The following is a 15598-nucleotide window of genomic DNA, read 5'->3' as shown; positions in this document are numbered from 1 at the left end:
AGTCTTTTTCTTTTAAATAAATACTACAAAGCCTGCAAAAATCTCAAATATCCTCCTACAATTTGATATAATAGAGAGAAGAACTCATTTGAAGGAGGAAATGATGTCGGTTTTAGTAAAAGAAGTGATTGAAAAGCTCAGACTAGACATTGTCTATGGCGAACCAGAATTACTTGAAAAGGAAATCAATACAGCGGACATTACGCGACCTGGTCTTGAAATGACAGGTTATTTTGACTACTACACGCCAGAGCGAATCCAGCTCTTGGGAATGAAGGAGTGGTCCTATCTCGTTTCGATGTCCTCTCACAACCGTTACCAAGTCTTGAAAAAAATGTTTCTACCTGAGACACCTGCGGTCATTGTTGCTCGTGGTTTGGTGGTTCCAGAGGAGATGTTAAAGGCAGCTAGAGAATGTAAGATTGCCATTTTAACCAGCCGTACGGCGACCAGTCGTTTATCTGGAGAGTTATCTAGTTATCTGGATTCACGTTTAGCAGAACGGACCAGTGTGCACGGTGTCTTGATGGATATCTATGGAATGGGTGTCTTGATTCAGGGTGATAGTGGCATCGGTAAGAGTGAGACAGGTCTGGAGCTTGTCAAACGTGGTCACCGCTTGGTAGCTGATGACCGGGTCGATATCTTTGCCAAGGACGAGATTACTCTTTGGGGTGAACCGGCTGAAATTTTGAGACACCTGATTGAAATTCGTGGTGTTGGGATTATCGATGTCATGAGCCTCTACGGTGCGAGTGCCGTCAAGGATTCTTCACAAGTCCAGCTGGCTGTTTACTTGGAAAACTATGATACGCATAAGACCTTTGATCGTCTAGGAAATAATGCAGAGGAACTTGAAATTTCTGGCGTATCCATTCCTCGTATCCGTATCCCGGTAAAAACAGGTCGTAATATCTCTGTCGTGATTGAGGCTGCTGCCATGAATTATCGTGCCAAGGAAATGGGCTTTGATGCGACTCGTTTGTTCGAAGAACGCTTGACAAATCTCATTGCTCAAAACGAGGTGCCTAATGCTTGATCCAATTGCTATTCATCTAGGGCCTCTAGCTATTCGATGGTATGCCTTATGTATTGTGACAGGCTTGATTCTTGCAGTTTATTTGACCATGAAAGAAGCGCCTAGAAAGAAGATCATACCAGACGATATTTTAGATTTTATCTTGATAGCCTTTCCCTTGGCTATTTTAGGAGCTCGTCTCTACTATGTTATTTTCCGTTTTGATTACTATAGTCAGAACTTAGGAGAGATTTTTGCCATTTGGAATGGTGGTTTGGCCATTTACGGTGGTTTGATAACTGGTGCCCTTGTGCTCTATATCTTTGCTGATCGTAAACTCATCAATACTTGGGATTTCTTAGATATTGCGGCACCTAGCGTCATGATTGCCCAAAGTCTGGGGCGCTGGGGCAATTTCTTTAACCAAGAAGCCTACGGTGCAGCAGTGGATAATCTGGATTATCTACCTGGTTTTATCCGTGACCAGATGTATATTGAGGGGAGCTACCGTCAACCGACCTTCCTTTATGAGTCCCTATGGAATCTACTTGGATTTGCCTTGATTCTGATATTCAGACGAAAATGGAAGAGTCTCAGACGAGGTCATATCACTGCTTTCTATTTGATTTGGTATGGTTTCGGTCGTATGGTTATTGAAGGCATGCGAACAGATAGCCTCATGTTCTTTGGACTTCGAGTATCTCAAAGGCTTTCAGTTGTTCTTATCGGACTGGGTATTTTTATCATTCTTTATCAAAATCGTAAGAAGGCCCCTTACTATTTTACAGAGGAGGAAAACTAAATGTTAGAAGTTGCATATATTCTTGTTGCCCTAGCTTTGATTGTCTTTTTAGTCTATCTAATCATTACTGTACAAAAGCTTGGACGTGTTATCGATGAAACAGAGAAGACGATTAAAACCTTGACTTCAGATGTGGATGTGACCTTGCATCATACCAATGAATTGCTGGCTAAGGTCAATGTCTTGGCAGATGATATCAATGTCAAGGTGGCAACGATTGATCCACTCTTTAGTGCTGTTGCAGATTTATCTCTATCTGTTTCCGACCTCAATGACCATGCGCGTGTCTTGAGCAAGAAAGCTTCCTCAGCTGGTTCAAAAACACTTAAGACTGGTGCAAGTTTGTCAGCTCTTCGTGTAGCAAGTAAATTTTTCAAAAAATAAAAAAGGAGAATTCTTATGGGTAAACTATCCTCAATCCTTTTAGGAACCATTTCAGGTGCAGCTCTTGCCTTGTTTTTAACAAGCGACAAGGGCAAACAAGTTTGCAGTCAGGCTCAAGATTTTCTAGATGATTTGAGAGAAGATCCTGAGTATGCCAAGGAGCAGGTCTGTGAAAAACTGACAGAAGTTAAGGAGCAGGCTACAGATTTTGTTCTTAAAACCAAAGAACAGGTTGAGTCAGGTGAAATCACTGTGGACAGTGTACTTGCTCAAGCCAAATCATGTGCTCGCCAAGCGACAGAAGCATCAAAAGATCGATTCAATAATCTCAAGGAGCAATGGCAAGAAAAAGCCGAAACTCTTGATGAATCAGAAGAGATTGTTATTGACATAACAGAAGAATAAACCATCACCATCTCTGGACGGACTATGTATCTGGGGATGGTGATTTTTTTCTCGTAGCCTGTCTTTGTGGTATAATAATTACTATGCAGAAAAAACCAACGTCAGCCTATGTGCACATCCCATTTTGTACCCAGATTTGTTATTATTGTGACTTTTCAAAAGTTTTTATCAAGAATCAGCCGGTAGATAGTTATTTGGAACATCTGTTAGAAGAGTTTCAATCTTATGATATTCAAAAGTTGCGAACCCTCTATATCGGTGGTGGCACACCGACAGCTTTGTCAGCTTCTCAACTGGAGGTGTTATTGAAGGGCTTGACTAAAAACTTGGACTTGTCTGTCTTAGAAGAGTTGACCATTGAAGCCAATCCAGGCGACTTGGATGCAGATAAGATAGCTGTTTTGAAAAACTCGGCTGTCAATCGTGTTTCGCTAGGTGTGCAAACCTTTGACGATAAAATGCTGAAAAAGATTGGGCGCAGTCATTTGGAGAAGGATATTTATGAAAATATCGACCGCCTGAAACTGGCTGGTTTTGACAATATCTCTATAGACTTGATTTATGCACTGCCAGGTCAGACCATGGAGCAGGTCAAGGAAAATGTGGCTAAGGCTATTGGACTGGATATTCCCCACATGAGTCTCTATAGCTTGATTTTAGAAAACCATACGGTCTTTATGAACCGTATGCGACGAGGGAAATTACCTCTGCCTAAGGAGGAACTGGAAGCTGAGATGTTTGAGTACATCATTGCAGAGCTGGAGCGAGCTGGTTTTGAGCATTATGAGATTTCCAATTTCTCAAAGCCTGGTTTTGAAAGCCGCCACAATCTCATGTACTGGGATAATGCTGAATACTATGGCATCGGTGCTGGGGCCTCTGGTTATGTCAACGGAGTGCGCTATAAAAATCATGGTCCGATTCGTCATTATCTCAGTGCAGTTGAGGAAGGCAATGCACGTATCACAGAAGAGCACCTGAGTCAAAAAGAGCAAATGGAAGAAGAAATGTTCTTGGGACTCCGCAAGAAATCAGGAGTCTCCATGGTGCGATTTGAGGAAAAATTTGGACGGTCTTTTGATGGACTTTATGGAGAAATTGTCAAGGACTTGATTCAACAAGGTCTCATGCAAATAGACGGTGATCGCGTGCGCATGACAAAAAGAGGTCTCTTTTTGGGAGACACTGTAGCAGAACGATTTATTTTGGAGTAGGATGATGGGCTTAACTTATCAAATGAAAATGAAAATTCCTTTTGATATGGCTGATATGAACGGTCATATCAAACTCCCAGATGTGATTTTACTATCCCTACAAGTTTCAGGGATGCAGTCGATTGAGCTGGGAGTTAGTGATAAGGCCATTTTGGAAGACTATAATCTGGTCTGGATTATCACAGACTATGATATTGAGGTGGTTCGTTTGCCTTGTTTTGCGGAAGAAATCACCATTGAAACGGAAGCCTTGAGCTACAATCGACTCTTTTGCTATCGCCGTTTCACTATCTATGATGAAGCAGGTCAAGAAATCATTCGCATGTTGGCGACCTTTGTTCTCATGGATCGAGATAGTCGAAAAGTCCATGCTGTTGAACCTGAGATTGTGGCTCCTTACCAGTCTGACTTTGATAAAAAGCTTATCCGCGGACCAAAGTATGAGTCTTTGGATGAACCATTCAGCAAGGATTACCATGTTCGTTTTTACGACTTGGATATGAATGGTCATGTCAATAACAGTAAATATCTGGACTGGATTTTTGAGGTCATGGGAGCGGACTTTTTGACCCAATATATTCCCAAGAAAATCAATCTCAAGTATGTCAAAGAAGTTCGACCAGGTGGGGTTATTACATCGTCTGTTGAACGGACTGGACTGGAAAGCAAGCATGTGATTACAAGCGACGGTGCGACTAATGCTCAAGCCATCATCACTTGGCAAGAAATGAAGAAGGATTAGAGAAAAATATGAAATATAAAGGCTATTTAATTGATTTAGACGGAACTATTTATAAGGGGAAGGATCGAATTCCAGCAGGAGAAGCTTTTGTCCATGAATTGCAAAGGCGGGATATCCCCTATCTTTTTGTGACCAACAATACAACCCGCACTCCAGAGAGTGTTCAGGAGATGCTGGCTCAGAATTTTAATATCGATACGCCCCTGTCGACTGTCTACACAGCGACTTTGGCGACTATCGACTATATGAACGACTTGGGTCTTGAAAAGACCGTCTATGTCATCGGAGAATCAGGGCTCAAGGAAGCCATCAAGGCGGCTGGCTATGTGGAAGACAAGGATAATCCTGCCTATGTGGTAGTAGGTCTGGACTGGCAAGTCGACTATGAAAAATTTGCGACAGCAACTCTTGCGATTCAAAAGGGTGCTCATTTTATCGGAACCAACCCTGATCTTAACATCCCGACAGAGCGCGGTCTTTTGCCTGGTGCTGGTTCACTGATTACCCTTCTTGAAGTGGCAACACGAGTGAAGCCTGTTTATATCGGGAAACCAAATGCTATCATTATGAACAAGGCGGTTGAGCGCTTAGGTTTGGAACGTGAAGAATTAATCATGGTTGGGGACAATTACTTGACTGATATTCGAGCTGGGATTGACAATGGAATTCCAACGCTCTTGGTGACAACAGGTTTTACCAAGGCAGAAGAAGTAGCAGACCTGCCAATCGCACCGACTCATGTGGTTTCTAGCCTTGCGGAGTGGAACTTTGATGAAAACTAAACTGACCTTTTGGAGCTCTATGCTCTTTCTCCTCTCCCTCTCAATCCTTTTGACCATTTATTTGGTTTGGATTTTTTATCCGCTGGAAATTCAGTGGCTGAACTTAACGAATCGAGTTTATCTAAAACCAGAAACCATTCAATATAACTTTCATATCTTGATGAATTACCTGACTAATCCTTTTATTCAAGTCTTGCAGATGCCAGATTTTCGTTCGTCAACAGCTGGATTACACCATTTTGCGGTGGTGAAGAATCTCTTTCACTTTGTTCAGCTAGTAGCTCTAGTGACACTACCAAGTTTCTATTTCTTTGTCAAAGGGATTGTTAAAAAGGGCTTTTTATCTTTATTCAGTAAGGGGCTTTTGACTCTAGTAGTCTTGCCTGTGCTGATTGGTCTTGGAGGAGTTTTGATTGGTTTTGACCAATTCTTTACTCTTTTCCATCAAATTCTCTTTGTGGGAGATGATACCTGGCTTTTTGATCCAGCCAAGGATCCTGTTATTCTGATTTTACCAGAGACCTTCTTCCTCCATGCCTTCCTCCTCTTTTTCGCCCTCTATGAGAGCTTCTTTGGTTTTTTGTACCTGAAAAGTCTTAGGAAATAATACTAAAGATGTTCTTATTTTGAGTAAATAAGTTAGGTATGTGATTCGAAACTATTGTCAAGAGTGAATTAACTAAATCTACCTTACCTCAATCGTTCGCAAACAGTCTATTTTTCTTGAAAAAATAGGCTTTTTTTCTAAAAATCTCTAGTCAAGCGCTTTATTTTTTTGTATAATAGAAGTAGCAAAGTATAGATAAGAAGAGAAAAGCATGATTACACTATTTCTATCACCGAGCTGTACTTCATGTCGTAAGGCGAAGGCCTGGTTAGAAAAACATAAGGTGCCCTTTGAGGAGCACAATATTATGACCAGTCCCTTAACAAGAAAGGAATTGCAACACATTCTTTCCTTGACCGAAAATGGTACTGATGACATCATTTCAACTCGTTCAAAAATTTTTCAAAAATTGAATATTGATGTAGAGAGTATCTCGGTATCGGAATTGCTTCATTTAATTGAGCAGTATCCAAGTCTTTTGCGTCGCCCAATTATTATTGATGCCAAACGTATGCAAATTGGTTTTAATGAAGATGAGATTCGTGCTTTTCTCCCTCGTAGTTACCGTAAGCAAGAACTAAAAGAAGCAAGAATGAGAGCTGGTATTAGTTAATGAACAAACAGTATAGTTACCCACTAGATTTGTCGTGGAGCACTGAAGAACTTGCTTCAGTGCTTTCTTTTTTTAATGATGTTGAAGCTGCCTATGAGGGCAAGGTAGAGGCTAAAAAGTTACTGGACTCCTATAAGGGATTCAAAGCGGTCGTGCCAAGCAAGAGCGAAGAGAAACGTTTGGGACGAGAATTTGAAACAGTTAGTGGCTATTCGCTTTACCGAGCAGTTCAGGCTGCCAAGGAAAAAGGGGAAGGAAAGATTTCTCTTGGAAAGTAAATTTGAATTTGCCAAAGAGCTTGTCAAGAAGGCGGGGCAGTACATCCTTGACCATATGCAGGAAGACTTGCGTGTTGAGACCAAGTCCTCTCCAACAGATTTGGTAACCAGACTGGACAAGGAAGTTCAGGAACTCTTGGTTGGTGAAATTCTATCCCGTTATCCTGAGGATAAGATTTGCGCTGAAGAAGGGTGTCTGCGAGCCTCGGTTCAAGAGGGCAAGGTTTGGGTCATTGATCCCATTGATGGGACCAATAATTTTGTAGCCCAGCAGGAAGATTTTGCTGTCATGATGGCTTATTTTGAGAATGGTCAGGGACAGTTTGGTATCATTTATGATGTGGTCAAAGGGGATTGTTACCATGGTGGTGGAGCCTTTCCAGTTTGTCGAAACGATAAGCCCCTAGCTCCCTTTCAAGAAAAACCACTTGGAGATTTCCTCATTGCAGGAAATAGTGGTATGTTGGAAACCAACGAATGGGGGCTGGCTGATTTGGGTCGAGCGGTCCTCGGTGTTCGTGTCTATGGGAGTGCGGCCATTAGTTTTGTAAAGATTTTGTCAGGGCGTTTGTTGACCTATGTTACCTATCTGCAACCATGGGATTATGCTGCGGCTAGTATTTTAGGGGAAAGTCTGGGCTATCGGGTTGTGACCCTATCTGGTGAAGCTCCTGATTTTCAAACCAGACAACCGGTCATGATGCTACCTCTTAAGATGCAGGAGGAAATTCAGTCCTATATTTACGAAAGGAAAAGAACTTAAATGAAATTTCCAGAAGGATTTGTTGAAAAATATGAAGAGATACTAGGAGATGAGGCAAGAGATTTTCTTGCCTCTTTTGAGGAGGAAGCGGTTTCGGCCTTTCGGGTCAATCCTTTAAAAGAAGCGCCAGTTTCTTTTCCTGATGCCATTCCTCAAACTCCTTGGGGACATTATGGGAAGGTTTCAGGGAAATCACCTGAGCATGCTACTGGTTTGGTTTATTCGCAAGAACCTGCTGCTCAGATGGTGGCTCAGGTAGCCCAGCCCAGTCCTGGTATGAAGGTCTTGGATTTGGCTGCTGCACCGGGTGGAAAATCCACTCAACTAGCAGCCTATCTAGCAGGGGAGGGTCTCCTTGTTTCCAATGAAATTTCAAGCAAACGGGCTAAGATTTTAGTAGAAAACATGGAGCGCTTTGGAGCGACAAATGTCGTGGTGATCAATGAATCTTCTGACCGCTTGGCCAAGGTTTTTAAAGGCTATTTTGACCTCATTGTCCTTGATGCTCCTTGCTCTGGTGAAGGGATGTTCCGTAAGCAACCAGATGCTATGGACTATTGGAACTTAGATTATCCAAGTCAATGTGCTAGCTTGCAAAGAGAAATTCTGGAAGATGCAGTAACCATGCTAGCTGAAGGTGGTCGTCTGGTTTATTCAACTTGTACCTGGGCCCCCGAGGAAAACGAAGAGATTGTCAATTGGCTACTGGAAAAGTATGATTTTGATTTGCTGCCAGTTGAACATATCAATGGAATGGTAGCTGGTATTGACCTGCCAGAAACGGCTCGTATGTACCCTCATCATTTTAAGGGAGAGGGGCAGTTTGTAGCCCATTTGCAATTTAAGGGTGAAAATCTAGCACCAAAATGTAAGGCAAGTAAGAGCAATCTCAGCCGAGAACAAGTTACCTTGTGGCAGGAATTTGCCCAAAAACACTTGAAGGTTAATCTACCGGGTATCTTGCAGACTTTTGGGGATCAACTCTATCTTCTGCCCGAATTCTTGCCAGATTTAGGGAAACTCAAGATTGCTCGCAATGGCCTGCATCTGGGTACCTTTAAGAAGAAACGCTTTGAACCCAGTTTCGCTCTTGGCCTAGCCTTGAAACCGAGTCAGGTCAAGCAGTCGGTTGAAATTGATCAAGAGGAATTTGTAAAGTATGTGGCTGGAGAAACCGTTCAGCTGGCGGAAAGTCTGCCAAATGGTTGGTACCAAGTTTTGGTTCAAGGAAATGGTTTGGGCTTTGGAAAGGTGACTGGAAATGTTTTGAAAAACTATTTTCCAAAAGGTCTCAGATTCAAGTGAAAATGCTAGTCAAAGTAGCTTGTCTATGTTATAGTGGAAGTATGGATTTTTTTCAAATTGTCTTTCATTTTAAGTCAAAATTGGTGGAGACGGCAACTGAGCAAATTTCTAGTAAAATTAAGCTATCAACTTCAGTTTGCTCTCAATTTTAAAAAAGAAAAACATAAATAAATAGTTGAAAAAAATTCATAGTATTCACCATTATTTTCAAGGAGAAAAACAGTGAGAAAAAGGAAAAAACTCGCTCTATCCCTTGCGGCTCTTTTGCTAGCAGGTTCTTTGGCGGGATGTGCTAGCTGGATTGATCGTGGAGAATCCATGACAGCTGTTGGCTCAACGGCTCTTCAGCCCTTGGTCGAAGCAGCAGCAGATGAATTTGGCTCTATGCACGTTGGAAAAACAGTCAACGTCCAAGGTGGAGGATCTGGTACAGGTCTGTCTCAGGTTCAGTCTGGAGCCGTTGATGTAGGAAATTCAGACGTATTTGCCGAGGAAAAAGACGGTATCAACGCATCCGCTCTAGTGGACCATAAGGTTGCTGTAGCGGGCTTGGCAGTGATTGTAAATAAGGAAGTTGACGTTGAAAATCTGACAACTGAACAACTCCGTAGCATCTTCACAGGTCAAGTGACCAACTGGAAAGAAGTCGGTGGGAAAGACCTAGCCATTTCCATTATCAATCGTGCGGCAAGTTCGGGTTCACGTGCAACCTTTGATAGTGTTATCATGGATGGTCAGTCTGCTGTGCAGAGTCAAGAACAGGATTCAAATGGGATGGTTAAAAACATTGTTTCCCAGACACCAGGAGCCATTTCTTACCTAGCCTTTGCCTATGTGGATGACTCGGTTAAACGCATGAAGTTGAACGGCTATGAGCCGATTGCAGAAAATGTTACAACCAATAACTGGCCTTTGTGGTCTTATGAACACATGTACACCTTAGGTCAACCAAATGAATTGGTGGCAGAATTCCTCAACTTTGTCCTCTCAGATGAAGCGCAAAGAGGAATCGTTAAGGGGATGGGTTATATTTCTGTTAAGGAAATGAAGGTTGAAAAAGATGCTGTCGGAACGGTGACAGCACTAGAAGGGAGTCACTAATGAATCAAGAAGAATTAGCTAAAAAATTACTTTCTCCCTCAAAGAACTCCCGGCTAGAGAAATTAGGAAAAGGCTTGACCTTTGCCTGTCTGTCTTTGATTGTCATTATTGTGGCTATGATTTTGATTTTCGTAGCCCAAAAAGGTTTGTCGACCTTCTTTGTCAATGGGGTCAACATCTTTGATTTCCTATTTGGCCAAACATGGAATCCTTCAGGTAAACAATTTGGTGCCCTTCCCATGATTTTGGGTTCCTTTATTGTCACAATCCTATCAGCCCTTATCGCAACTCCTTTTGCCATTGGTGCGGCAGTCTTTATGACCGAGGTCTCACCAAAAGGTGCTAGAATCTTGCAACCAGCCATTGAATTGCTAGTCGGGATTCCTTCAGTCGTGTATGGATTTATCGGTTTGCAGGTCGTAGTTCCTTTTGTCCGTAGTGTCTTTGGTGGAACTGGTTTTGGGATTTTGTCAGGGATTTTCGTTCTCTTTGTCATGATCTTACCGACGGTAACCTTTATGACAACCGATAGCTTGCGTGCGGTGCCTCGTCACTACCGCGAAGCTAGTTTGGCTATGGGAGCTACTCGTTGGCAAACCATCTGGCGCGTGACCTTGAAGGCAGCTCGTTCAGGGATTTTCACAGCAGTGGTATTTGGGATGGCACGTGCCTTTGGTGAGGCTTTGGCCATTCAGATGGTGGTCGGAAACTCAGCCGTAGTCCCAACTTCATTGACAACACCTGCTGCGACCTTGACCTCTGTGTTGACCATGGGTATCGGAAATACCGTTATGGGAACAGTTGATAATAACGTTCTCTGGTCCTTGGCCTTAGTCTTGCTCTTGATGAGTTTGGCCTTCAACAGTGTGATTAAATTGATTACGAAAGAAAGAGGAAAGAAAAACTATGCACGCTAAGAAATTAGATAAAATTGCAACAGCTGTCCTCTACTCGATTGCAGGAATTATTGTTGCCATCTTGGCATCCTTGATTCTTTATATCTTGGTTCGTGGTTTGCCCCACATCTCTTGGTCTTTCTTGACTGGCAAATCATCTTCTTACCAAGCAGGTGGAGGGATTGGAATTCAGCTCTATAATTCCTTCTTCCTTCTGGTTATTACCTTGATTATCTCTGTTCCCTTATCTATGGGGGCTGGAATTTTCCTAGCTGAATATGCTAAAAAAGGTCCTGTGACCAATTTTGTCAGAACCTGTATTGAAATCTTGTCTTCACTGCCATCAGTGGTTGTGGGTCTCTTTGGTTACTTGATCTTTGTAGTTCAGTTTGAGTATGGATTTTCAATCATTTCAGGTGCCTTGGCCTTGACGGTCTTTAACTTACCTCAGATGACTCGTAATGTTGAAGACAGCTTGAAACACGTTCACCATACGCAACGTGAGGCCGGCTTGGCCCTTGGAATTTCTCGTTGGGAGACAGTTGTCCATGTGGTCATTCCAGAAGCTCTTCCAGGTATTGTGACTGGGGTCGTCTTGGCCTCTGGTCGTATCTTTGGTGAGGCGGCTGCTCTCATCTATACAGCAGGACAATCCGCTCCAGCCCTTGATTGGTCTAACTGGAATATTCTCAGTGTAACTAGTCCAATCTCTATCTTCCGTCAAGCAGAAACCTTGGCTGTCCACATCTGGAAAGTCAATAGTGAAGGAACCATTCCAGATGGAACCATCGTATCAGCAGGTTCTGCGGCCGTGCTCCTCATCTTTATCCTTATCTTTAACTTTGGAGCTCGCAAACTCGGAAGCTACCTACATAAGAAATTAACCGCTGCCTAAAGGAGAAGCCATGTCAAAATATAATTGGGATGAAAAGCATATCATCACCTTTCCTGAAGAGAAAGTGGCCCTCTCTACTAAGGATTTACATGTTTACTACGGTAAAAATGAATCTATCAAGGGCATCGATATGCAATTTGAAAAAAATAAAATTACTGCCTTAATTGGCCCTTCTGGTTCAGGGAAATCAACCTACCTCCGCAGTCTCAATCGGATGAATGATACCATTGATATTGCCAAGGTAACAGGTCAAATTCTCTACCAAGGGATTGACGTCAACCGTCCAGAAATCAATGTCTATGAGATGCGTAAGCACATTGGAATGGTCTTCCAACGACCAAATCCCTTCGCCAAGTCTATCTATCGCAATATCACTTTTGCTCATGAACGTGCAGGAGTAAAGGACAAGCAAGTCTTGGATGAAATTGTAGAAACCTCTCTTCGTCAAGCTGCCCTTTGGGACCAGGTCAAAGATGATTTGCACAAGTCGGCCTTGACCCTATCAGGTGGTCAGCAACAGCGTCTCTGTATCGCTCGCGCCATCTCTGTCAAGCCAGATATCCTTTTGATGGATGAGCCGGCGTCTGCCTTGGATCCGATTGCGACAGCCCAGCTGGAAGAAACCATGTTGGAATTAAAGAAGGACTTTACCATCATCATCGTGACCCACAGTATGCAGCAGGCTGCGCGTGCTAGTGATTACACAGGATTTTTCTACTTGGGTGACTTGATCGAGTATGATAAGACCTCTAATATTTTCCAAAATGCCAAACTACAGTCAACCAATGACTACGTAACAGGACACTTTGGATAGAAAGGAAACAGTATGACAGAAGCGATTTTACAGGTATCAGACCTGTCCGTTTACTACAATCAAAAAAAGGCCTTGAATAGTGTTTCCCTATCTTTCCAACCTAAGGAAATTACAGCCTTGATCGGTCCATCTGGATCAGGGAAGTCAACCCTCCTCAAGGCTATCAACCGCATGGGGGATCTCAATCCAGAGGTGACCACAACTGGTTCGGTGGTTTACAACGGTCACAATATTTACAGCCCACGTACAGATACAGTTGAATTGCGTAAGGAAATCGGTATGGTTTTCCAACAACCAAACCCCTTCCCTATGTCTATCTACGAAAATGTTGTTTACGGGCTTCGTATCAATGGAGTTAAGGACAAGCAGGTTCTGGATGAAGCGGTAGAAAAAGCCTTGCAACGAGCTTCTATCTGGGATGAGGTCAAGGATCGCCTGCATGATTCAGCTATCGGGCTTTCAGGTGGACAACAGCAACGTGTCTGTGTTGCCCGTGTCTTGGCAACCAGTCCTAAAATCATTCTCTTGGATGAACCGACTTCAGCCTTGGACCCTATCTCGGCTGGTAAGATTGAGGAAACCTTGTATGGTCTAAAAGATAGATATACCATGCTCTTGGTTACGCGTTCCATGCAACAAGCTTCTCGTATTTCTGACAAGACAGGATTTTTCCTAGATGGAGATCTGATCGAGTTTAACGATACCAAGAAGATGTTCCTCAACCCACAACACAAGGAAACAGAAGATTATATTTCAGGAAAATTTGGATAAGGAGATAAATGATGTTACGCTCTCAATTTGAGGAAGATTTAGAGAAATTGCACAACCAGTTCTATGCTATGGGACAAGAAGTGCTATCCCAAATCAATCGGACAGTGCGTGCCTTTGTTACGCATGACCGTGATTTGGCCAAGGAAGTCATCGAAGACGATGCAGAAGTAAACGAATACGAAGTGAAATTGGAAAAGAAATCATTTGAAATGATTGCCCTACAACAACCGGTTTCTCAAGATTTGCGTACTGTTTTGACAGTCTTAAAGGCTGTATCTGACTTGGAACGTATGGGTGACCATGCCGTTTCCATTGCCAAAGCGGCAATTCGTATGAAAGGGGAGCAACGCATCCCAGCTGTTGAAGAAGAAATCAAGAGAATGGGTCGCGATGTCAAGAACTTCGTTGAAGCAGCCCTTGAACTCTATCTCAATGGTTCAGTTGACCAGGCCTATGAAGTAGCAGCCATGGACGAAAAAATCAACCATTATTTTGATAGCATTCGTGATTTAGCTACAGAAGAAATCAAGAAAAATCCAGATGCCATCGTTACAGGTCGTGATTATTTCCAAGTGATTGCTTTCTTGGAACGTATTGGAGACTATGCCAAAAATATCTGTGAATGGGTTGTTTACTTTGAAACAGGTAAGATTGTCGAACTATAAAGTATTCAAATGATAAAATTATTGTGAAAGCTTACTTTTTAATACAGTAAGCTTTCATTGTATAGATGGTTTACTTTGTCAGAGGTGAATAATGAACTACATACAGAATATCAGAAAAAAAGTTGGAAAAGATAAAATTATTTTAAATTTTACCTGTGGAATATTAAGTCAATCAGGAAAAATTTTATTACAAAAACGAGCAGATAAAGGAACGTGGGGATTACCAGGTGGTGCTCTTGAATTAGGAGAATCGGCTTTAGAAGCTTTAGTGCGAGAGTTTTATGAAGAAACAGGAGTCGAAGTGAGGGTGGAAAAACTCTTAAATGTTTATACAAAATATTCAGACAGTTATCCGAATGGTGATGAGGCTCAAGTTCTTACAATCTTGTATTTAGTTTCATCTGAAACTTCTATCTCTATAAATTTTTTTACAAGTGATGAAACTTTAGAATTAGGATTTTTTGATCATAGTGACATACAAAATATTGCAATTGTAAACCAGCAGCATCAAGATATGATAAATGATTTTTTTGAAAATAAGTTCCCAATAGATAGATAAACTAACCACTGTATTTCTATTTTTTAGTAAATATATTTTATGAAAATGTAAGAAAAATACTTGACAAGCAACTTGGATAGCGTTATAATTATACAAAATTAACAGAAAGGTTGTTTATTTATGAAATCAAAAAAATGGATATTTGTTTTATGTAGTTTTCTTGCAAGTTTCTTCTTAGTAGCTTGCCAGTCAGGTTCTAATGGTTCTCAGTCAGCTGTTGAAGCCATTAAGCAAAAGGGGAAATTAGTTGTGGCGACCAGTCCTGACTATGCACCTTTTGAATTCCAATCCTTAGTTGACGGGAAAAATCAGGTAGTCGGTGCGGATATTGATATGGCCCAAGCTATCGCTGATGAACTTGGGGTGAAGTTGGAAATTTCAAGCATGAGTTTTGATAATGTCTTGACCAGTCTTCAAACTGGTAAGGCTGATCTAGCGGTTGCGGGAATTAGCGCTACTGACGAGAGAAAAGAAGTCTTTGATTTTTCAATCCCTTACTATGAAAACAAGATTAGTTTCTTGGTTCGTAAGTCTGATGTAGAAAAATACAAGGATTTGACTAGCCTAGAAAGTGCTAATATTGCAGCCCAAAAAGGAACTGTTCCAGAATCAATGGTCAAGGAACAATTGCCAAAAGCGCAATTAACTTCCCTAACCAATATGGGTGAAGCTGTCAATGAATTGCAGGCTGGAAAAGTAGATGCTGTTCACATGGATGAGCCTGTTGCCCTTAGCTATGCTGCTAAAAACGCCGACTTAGCTGTCGCAACTGTCAGCTTGAAGATGAAGGACGGCGAAGCTAATGCAGTTGCCCTTAGAAAAAATAGTGCTGATTTAAAAGAAGTGGTGGACAAGGTCATCCAAAAACTCAAGGATGACGGTACCTACCAAAAATATCTTGAAAAAGCGGCAACCTTAACAGAAGTTGAAGAATAATACTCAATGAAAATCAAAGAGCAAACTAGGAAGCTAGCCGCAAGCTGT

20 protein-coding genes are annotated in these 15598 nt (G+C 42.0%); all 20 read left to right on the top strand.

The features are described 5' to 3' along the window. Nucleotides 1–103: 103 nt before the first annotated feature. Nucleotides 104–1039, top strand: a complete 936-nt coding sequence (gene hprK / locus B7700_RS09515; RefSeq protein ID WP_000115157.1) for an HPr(Ser) kinase/phosphatase — start codon at nt 104–106, stop codon at nt 1037–1039. Next, nucleotides 1032–1820 carry a prolipoprotein diacylglyceryl transferase gene (gene lgt, locus B7700_RS09510; RefSeq protein ID WP_084888559.1) on the top strand — a complete coding sequence of 263 codons (789 nt, stop codon included), beginning with the start codon at nt 1032–1034 and terminating at the stop codon, nt 1818–1820. The genes hprK and lgt overlap by 8 nt, the downstream gene beginning before the upstream one ends. Further along, nucleotides 1821–2204 (top strand): DUF948 domain-containing protein, encoded by a 384-nt coding sequence (locus tag B7700_RS09505; RefSeq protein ID WP_000895044.1) that lies wholly within the window; start codon nt 1821–1823, stop codon nt 2202–2204. Between the two features lie 15 nt (nt 2205–2219). Continuing rightward, nucleotides 2220–2609 (top strand): YtxH domain-containing protein, encoded by a 390-nt coding sequence (locus B7700_RS09500; RefSeq protein WP_084888557.1) that lies wholly within the window; start codon nt 2220–2222, stop codon nt 2607–2609. Between the two features lie 83 nt (nt 2610–2692). After that, a complete protein-coding gene (hemW, locus tag B7700_RS09495) occupies nt 2693–3823 on the top strand; it encodes a radical SAM family heme chaperone HemW (RefSeq protein WP_084888555.1) in 1131 nt (376 codons plus the stop codon). A gap of 4 nt (nt 3824–3827) precedes the next feature. Continuing rightward, nucleotides 3828–4565 (top strand): acyl-[acyl-carrier-protein] thioesterase, encoded by a 738-nt coding sequence (locus tag B7700_RS09490; protein ID WP_084888847.1) that lies wholly within the window; start codon nt 3828–3830, stop codon nt 4563–4565. An 8-nt stretch (nt 4566–4573) separates the two neighbouring features. Beyond that, complete coding sequence (locus B7700_RS09485) at nt 4574–5347, top strand: TIGR01457 family HAD-type hydrolase (protein WP_084888553.1); 774 nt, start codon at nt 4574–4576, stop codon at nt 5345–5347. After that, the gene (locus B7700_RS09480) at nt 5337–5954 is read left to right on the top strand and encodes a TIGR01906 family membrane protein (RefSeq protein WP_084888551.1); all 618 of its coding nucleotides are present in this window, start codon (nt 5337–5339) and stop codon (nt 5952–5954) included. The genes B7700_RS09485 and B7700_RS09480 overlap by 11 nt, the downstream gene beginning before the upstream one ends. Before the next feature lie 211 nt (nt 5955–6165). Further along, on the top strand, nt 6166–6567 hold the full coding sequence (locus tag B7700_RS09475) for a Spx/MgsR family RNA polymerase-binding regulatory protein (RefSeq protein ID WP_000631255.1): 402 nt from the start codon (nt 6166–6168) through the stop codon (nt 6565–6567). After that, nucleotides 6567–6845 (top strand): UPF0223 family protein, encoded by a 279-nt coding sequence (locus B7700_RS09470; RefSeq protein ID WP_001041974.1) that lies wholly within the window; start codon nt 6567–6569, stop codon nt 6843–6845. The genes B7700_RS09475 and B7700_RS09470 overlap by 1 nt, the downstream gene beginning before the upstream one ends. Continuing rightward, on the top strand, nt 6835–7608 hold the full coding sequence (locus B7700_RS09465; protein ID WP_084888549.1) for an inositol monophosphatase family protein: 774 nt from the start codon (nt 6835–6837) through the stop codon (nt 7606–7608). Before B7700_RS09470 ends, B7700_RS09465 begins: the two co-directional genes overlap by 11 nt. After that, nucleotides 7609–8913, top strand: a complete 1305-nt coding sequence (locus tag B7700_RS09460) for an RsmF rRNA methyltransferase first C-terminal domain-containing protein (RefSeq protein ID WP_084888547.1) — start codon at nt 7609–7611, stop codon at nt 8911–8913. A gap of 222 nt (nt 8914–9135) precedes the next feature. Further along, entirely contained in the window at nt 9136–10014 is an 879-nt protein-coding gene (locus tag B7700_RS09455; RefSeq protein ID WP_084888545.1) for a phosphate ABC transporter substrate-binding protein PstS, read from the top strand. Beyond that, entirely contained in the window at nt 10014–10931 is a 918-nt protein-coding gene (gene pstC / locus B7700_RS09450; RefSeq protein WP_001070903.1) for a phosphate ABC transporter permease subunit PstC, read from the top strand. The genes B7700_RS09455 and pstC overlap by 1 nt, the downstream gene beginning before the upstream one ends. Beyond that, on the top strand, nt 10921–11805 hold the full coding sequence (gene pstA / locus B7700_RS09445; protein ID WP_000543046.1) for a phosphate ABC transporter permease PstA: 885 nt from the start codon (nt 10921–10923) through the stop codon (nt 11803–11805). Before pstC ends, pstA begins: the two co-directional genes overlap by 11 nt. 10 nt (nt 11806–11815) lie before the next feature. Next, nucleotides 11816–12619, top strand: coding sequence for a phosphate ABC transporter ATP-binding protein PstB (gene pstB / locus B7700_RS09440; RefSeq protein WP_000049848.1), 804 nt, complete (start codon nt 11816–11818; stop codon nt 12617–12619). 12 nt (nt 12620–12631) lie between these two features. Continuing rightward, nucleotides 12632–13390: a phosphate ABC transporter ATP-binding protein PstB gene (gene pstB, locus B7700_RS09435; RefSeq protein WP_049542866.1), complete on the top strand. Its 759-nt coding sequence runs from the start codon at nt 12632–12634 to the stop codon at nt 13388–13390. 11 nt (nt 13391–13401) lie between these two features. Further along, the gene (phoU, locus tag B7700_RS09430; RefSeq protein ID WP_000946458.1) at nt 13402–14055 is read left to right on the top strand and encodes a phosphate signaling complex protein PhoU; all 654 of its coding nucleotides are present in this window, start codon (nt 13402–13404) and stop codon (nt 14053–14055) included. A 91-nt stretch (nt 14056–14146) separates the two neighbouring features. After that, the gene (locus tag B7700_RS09425) at nt 14147–14614 is read left to right on the top strand and encodes an NUDIX hydrolase (RefSeq protein ID WP_049542869.1); all 468 of its coding nucleotides are present in this window, start codon (nt 14147–14149) and stop codon (nt 14612–14614) included. A 120-nt stretch (nt 14615–14734) separates the two neighbouring features. Further along, on the top strand, nt 14735–15550 hold the full coding sequence (locus B7700_RS09420) for an ABC transporter substrate-binding protein (protein ID WP_049541117.1): 816 nt from the start codon (nt 14735–14737) through the stop codon (nt 15548–15550). Nucleotides 15551–15598: the final 48 nt, after the last annotated feature.

The organism is Streptococcus mitis, assembly GCF_002096755.1.
Classification (GTDB): Bacteria; Bacillota; Bacilli; order Lactobacillales; family Streptococcaceae; genus Streptococcus; species Streptococcus mitis_AC.
This window is presented reverse-complemented; position numbering and strand designations above follow the sequence as displayed.

Bases quoted from the DNA above. Each gene is read 5' to 3' on its own strand.
- hprK (WP_000115157.1), top strand. From the start codon at position 104: ATGTCGGTTTTAGTAAAAGAAGTGATTGAAAAGCTCAGACTAGACATT.
- lgt (WP_084888559.1), top strand. From the start codon at position 1,032: ATGCTTGATCCAATTGCTATTCATCTAGGGCCTCTAGCTATTCGATGG.
- B7700_RS09505 (WP_000895044.1), top strand. From the start codon at position 1,821: ATGTTAGAAGTTGCATATATTCTTGTTGCCCTAGCTTTGATTGTCTTT.
- B7700_RS09500 (WP_084888557.1), top strand. From the start codon at position 2,220: ATGGGTAAACTATCCTCAATCCTTTTAGGAACCATTTCAGGTGCAGCT.
- hemW (WP_084888555.1), top strand. From the start codon at position 2,693: ATGCAGAAAAAACCAACGTCAGCCTATGTGCACATCCCATTTTGTACC.
- B7700_RS09490 (WP_084888847.1), top strand. From the start codon at position 3,828: ATGGGCTTAACTTATCAAATGAAAATGAAAATTCCTTTTGATATGGCT.
- B7700_RS09485 (WP_084888553.1), top strand. From the start codon at position 4,574: ATGAAATATAAAGGCTATTTAATTGATTTAGACGGAACTATTTATAAG.
- B7700_RS09480 (WP_084888551.1), top strand. From the start codon at position 5,337: ATGAAAACTAAACTGACCTTTTGGAGCTCTATGCTCTTTCTCCTCTCC.
- B7700_RS09475 (WP_000631255.1), top strand. From the start codon at position 6,166: ATGATTACACTATTTCTATCACCGAGCTGTACTTCATGTCGTAAGGCG.
- B7700_RS09470 (WP_001041974.1), top strand. From the start codon at position 6,567: ATGAACAAACAGTATAGTTACCCACTAGATTTGTCGTGGAGCACTGAA.
- B7700_RS09460 (WP_084888547.1), top strand. From the start codon at position 7,609: ATGAAATTTCCAGAAGGATTTGTTGAAAAATATGAAGAGATACTAGGA.
- pstC (WP_001070903.1), top strand. From the start codon at position 10,014: ATGAATCAAGAAGAATTAGCTAAAAAATTACTTTCTCCCTCAAAGAAC.
- pstA (WP_000543046.1), top strand. From the start codon at position 10,921: ATGCACGCTAAGAAATTAGATAAAATTGCAACAGCTGTCCTCTACTCG.
- pstB (WP_000049848.1), top strand. From the start codon at position 11,816: ATGTCAAAATATAATTGGGATGAAAAGCATATCATCACCTTTCCTGAA.
- pstB (WP_049542866.1), top strand. From the start codon at position 12,632: ATGACAGAAGCGATTTTACAGGTATCAGACCTGTCCGTTTACTACAAT.
- phoU (WP_000946458.1), top strand. From the start codon at position 13,402: ATGTTACGCTCTCAATTTGAGGAAGATTTAGAGAAATTGCACAACCAG.
- B7700_RS09425 (WP_049542869.1), top strand. From the start codon at position 14,147: ATGAACTACATACAGAATATCAGAAAAAAAGTTGGAAAAGATAAAATT.
- B7700_RS09420 (WP_049541117.1), top strand. From the start codon at position 14,735: ATGAAATCAAAAAAATGGATATTTGTTTTATGTAGTTTTCTTGCAAGT.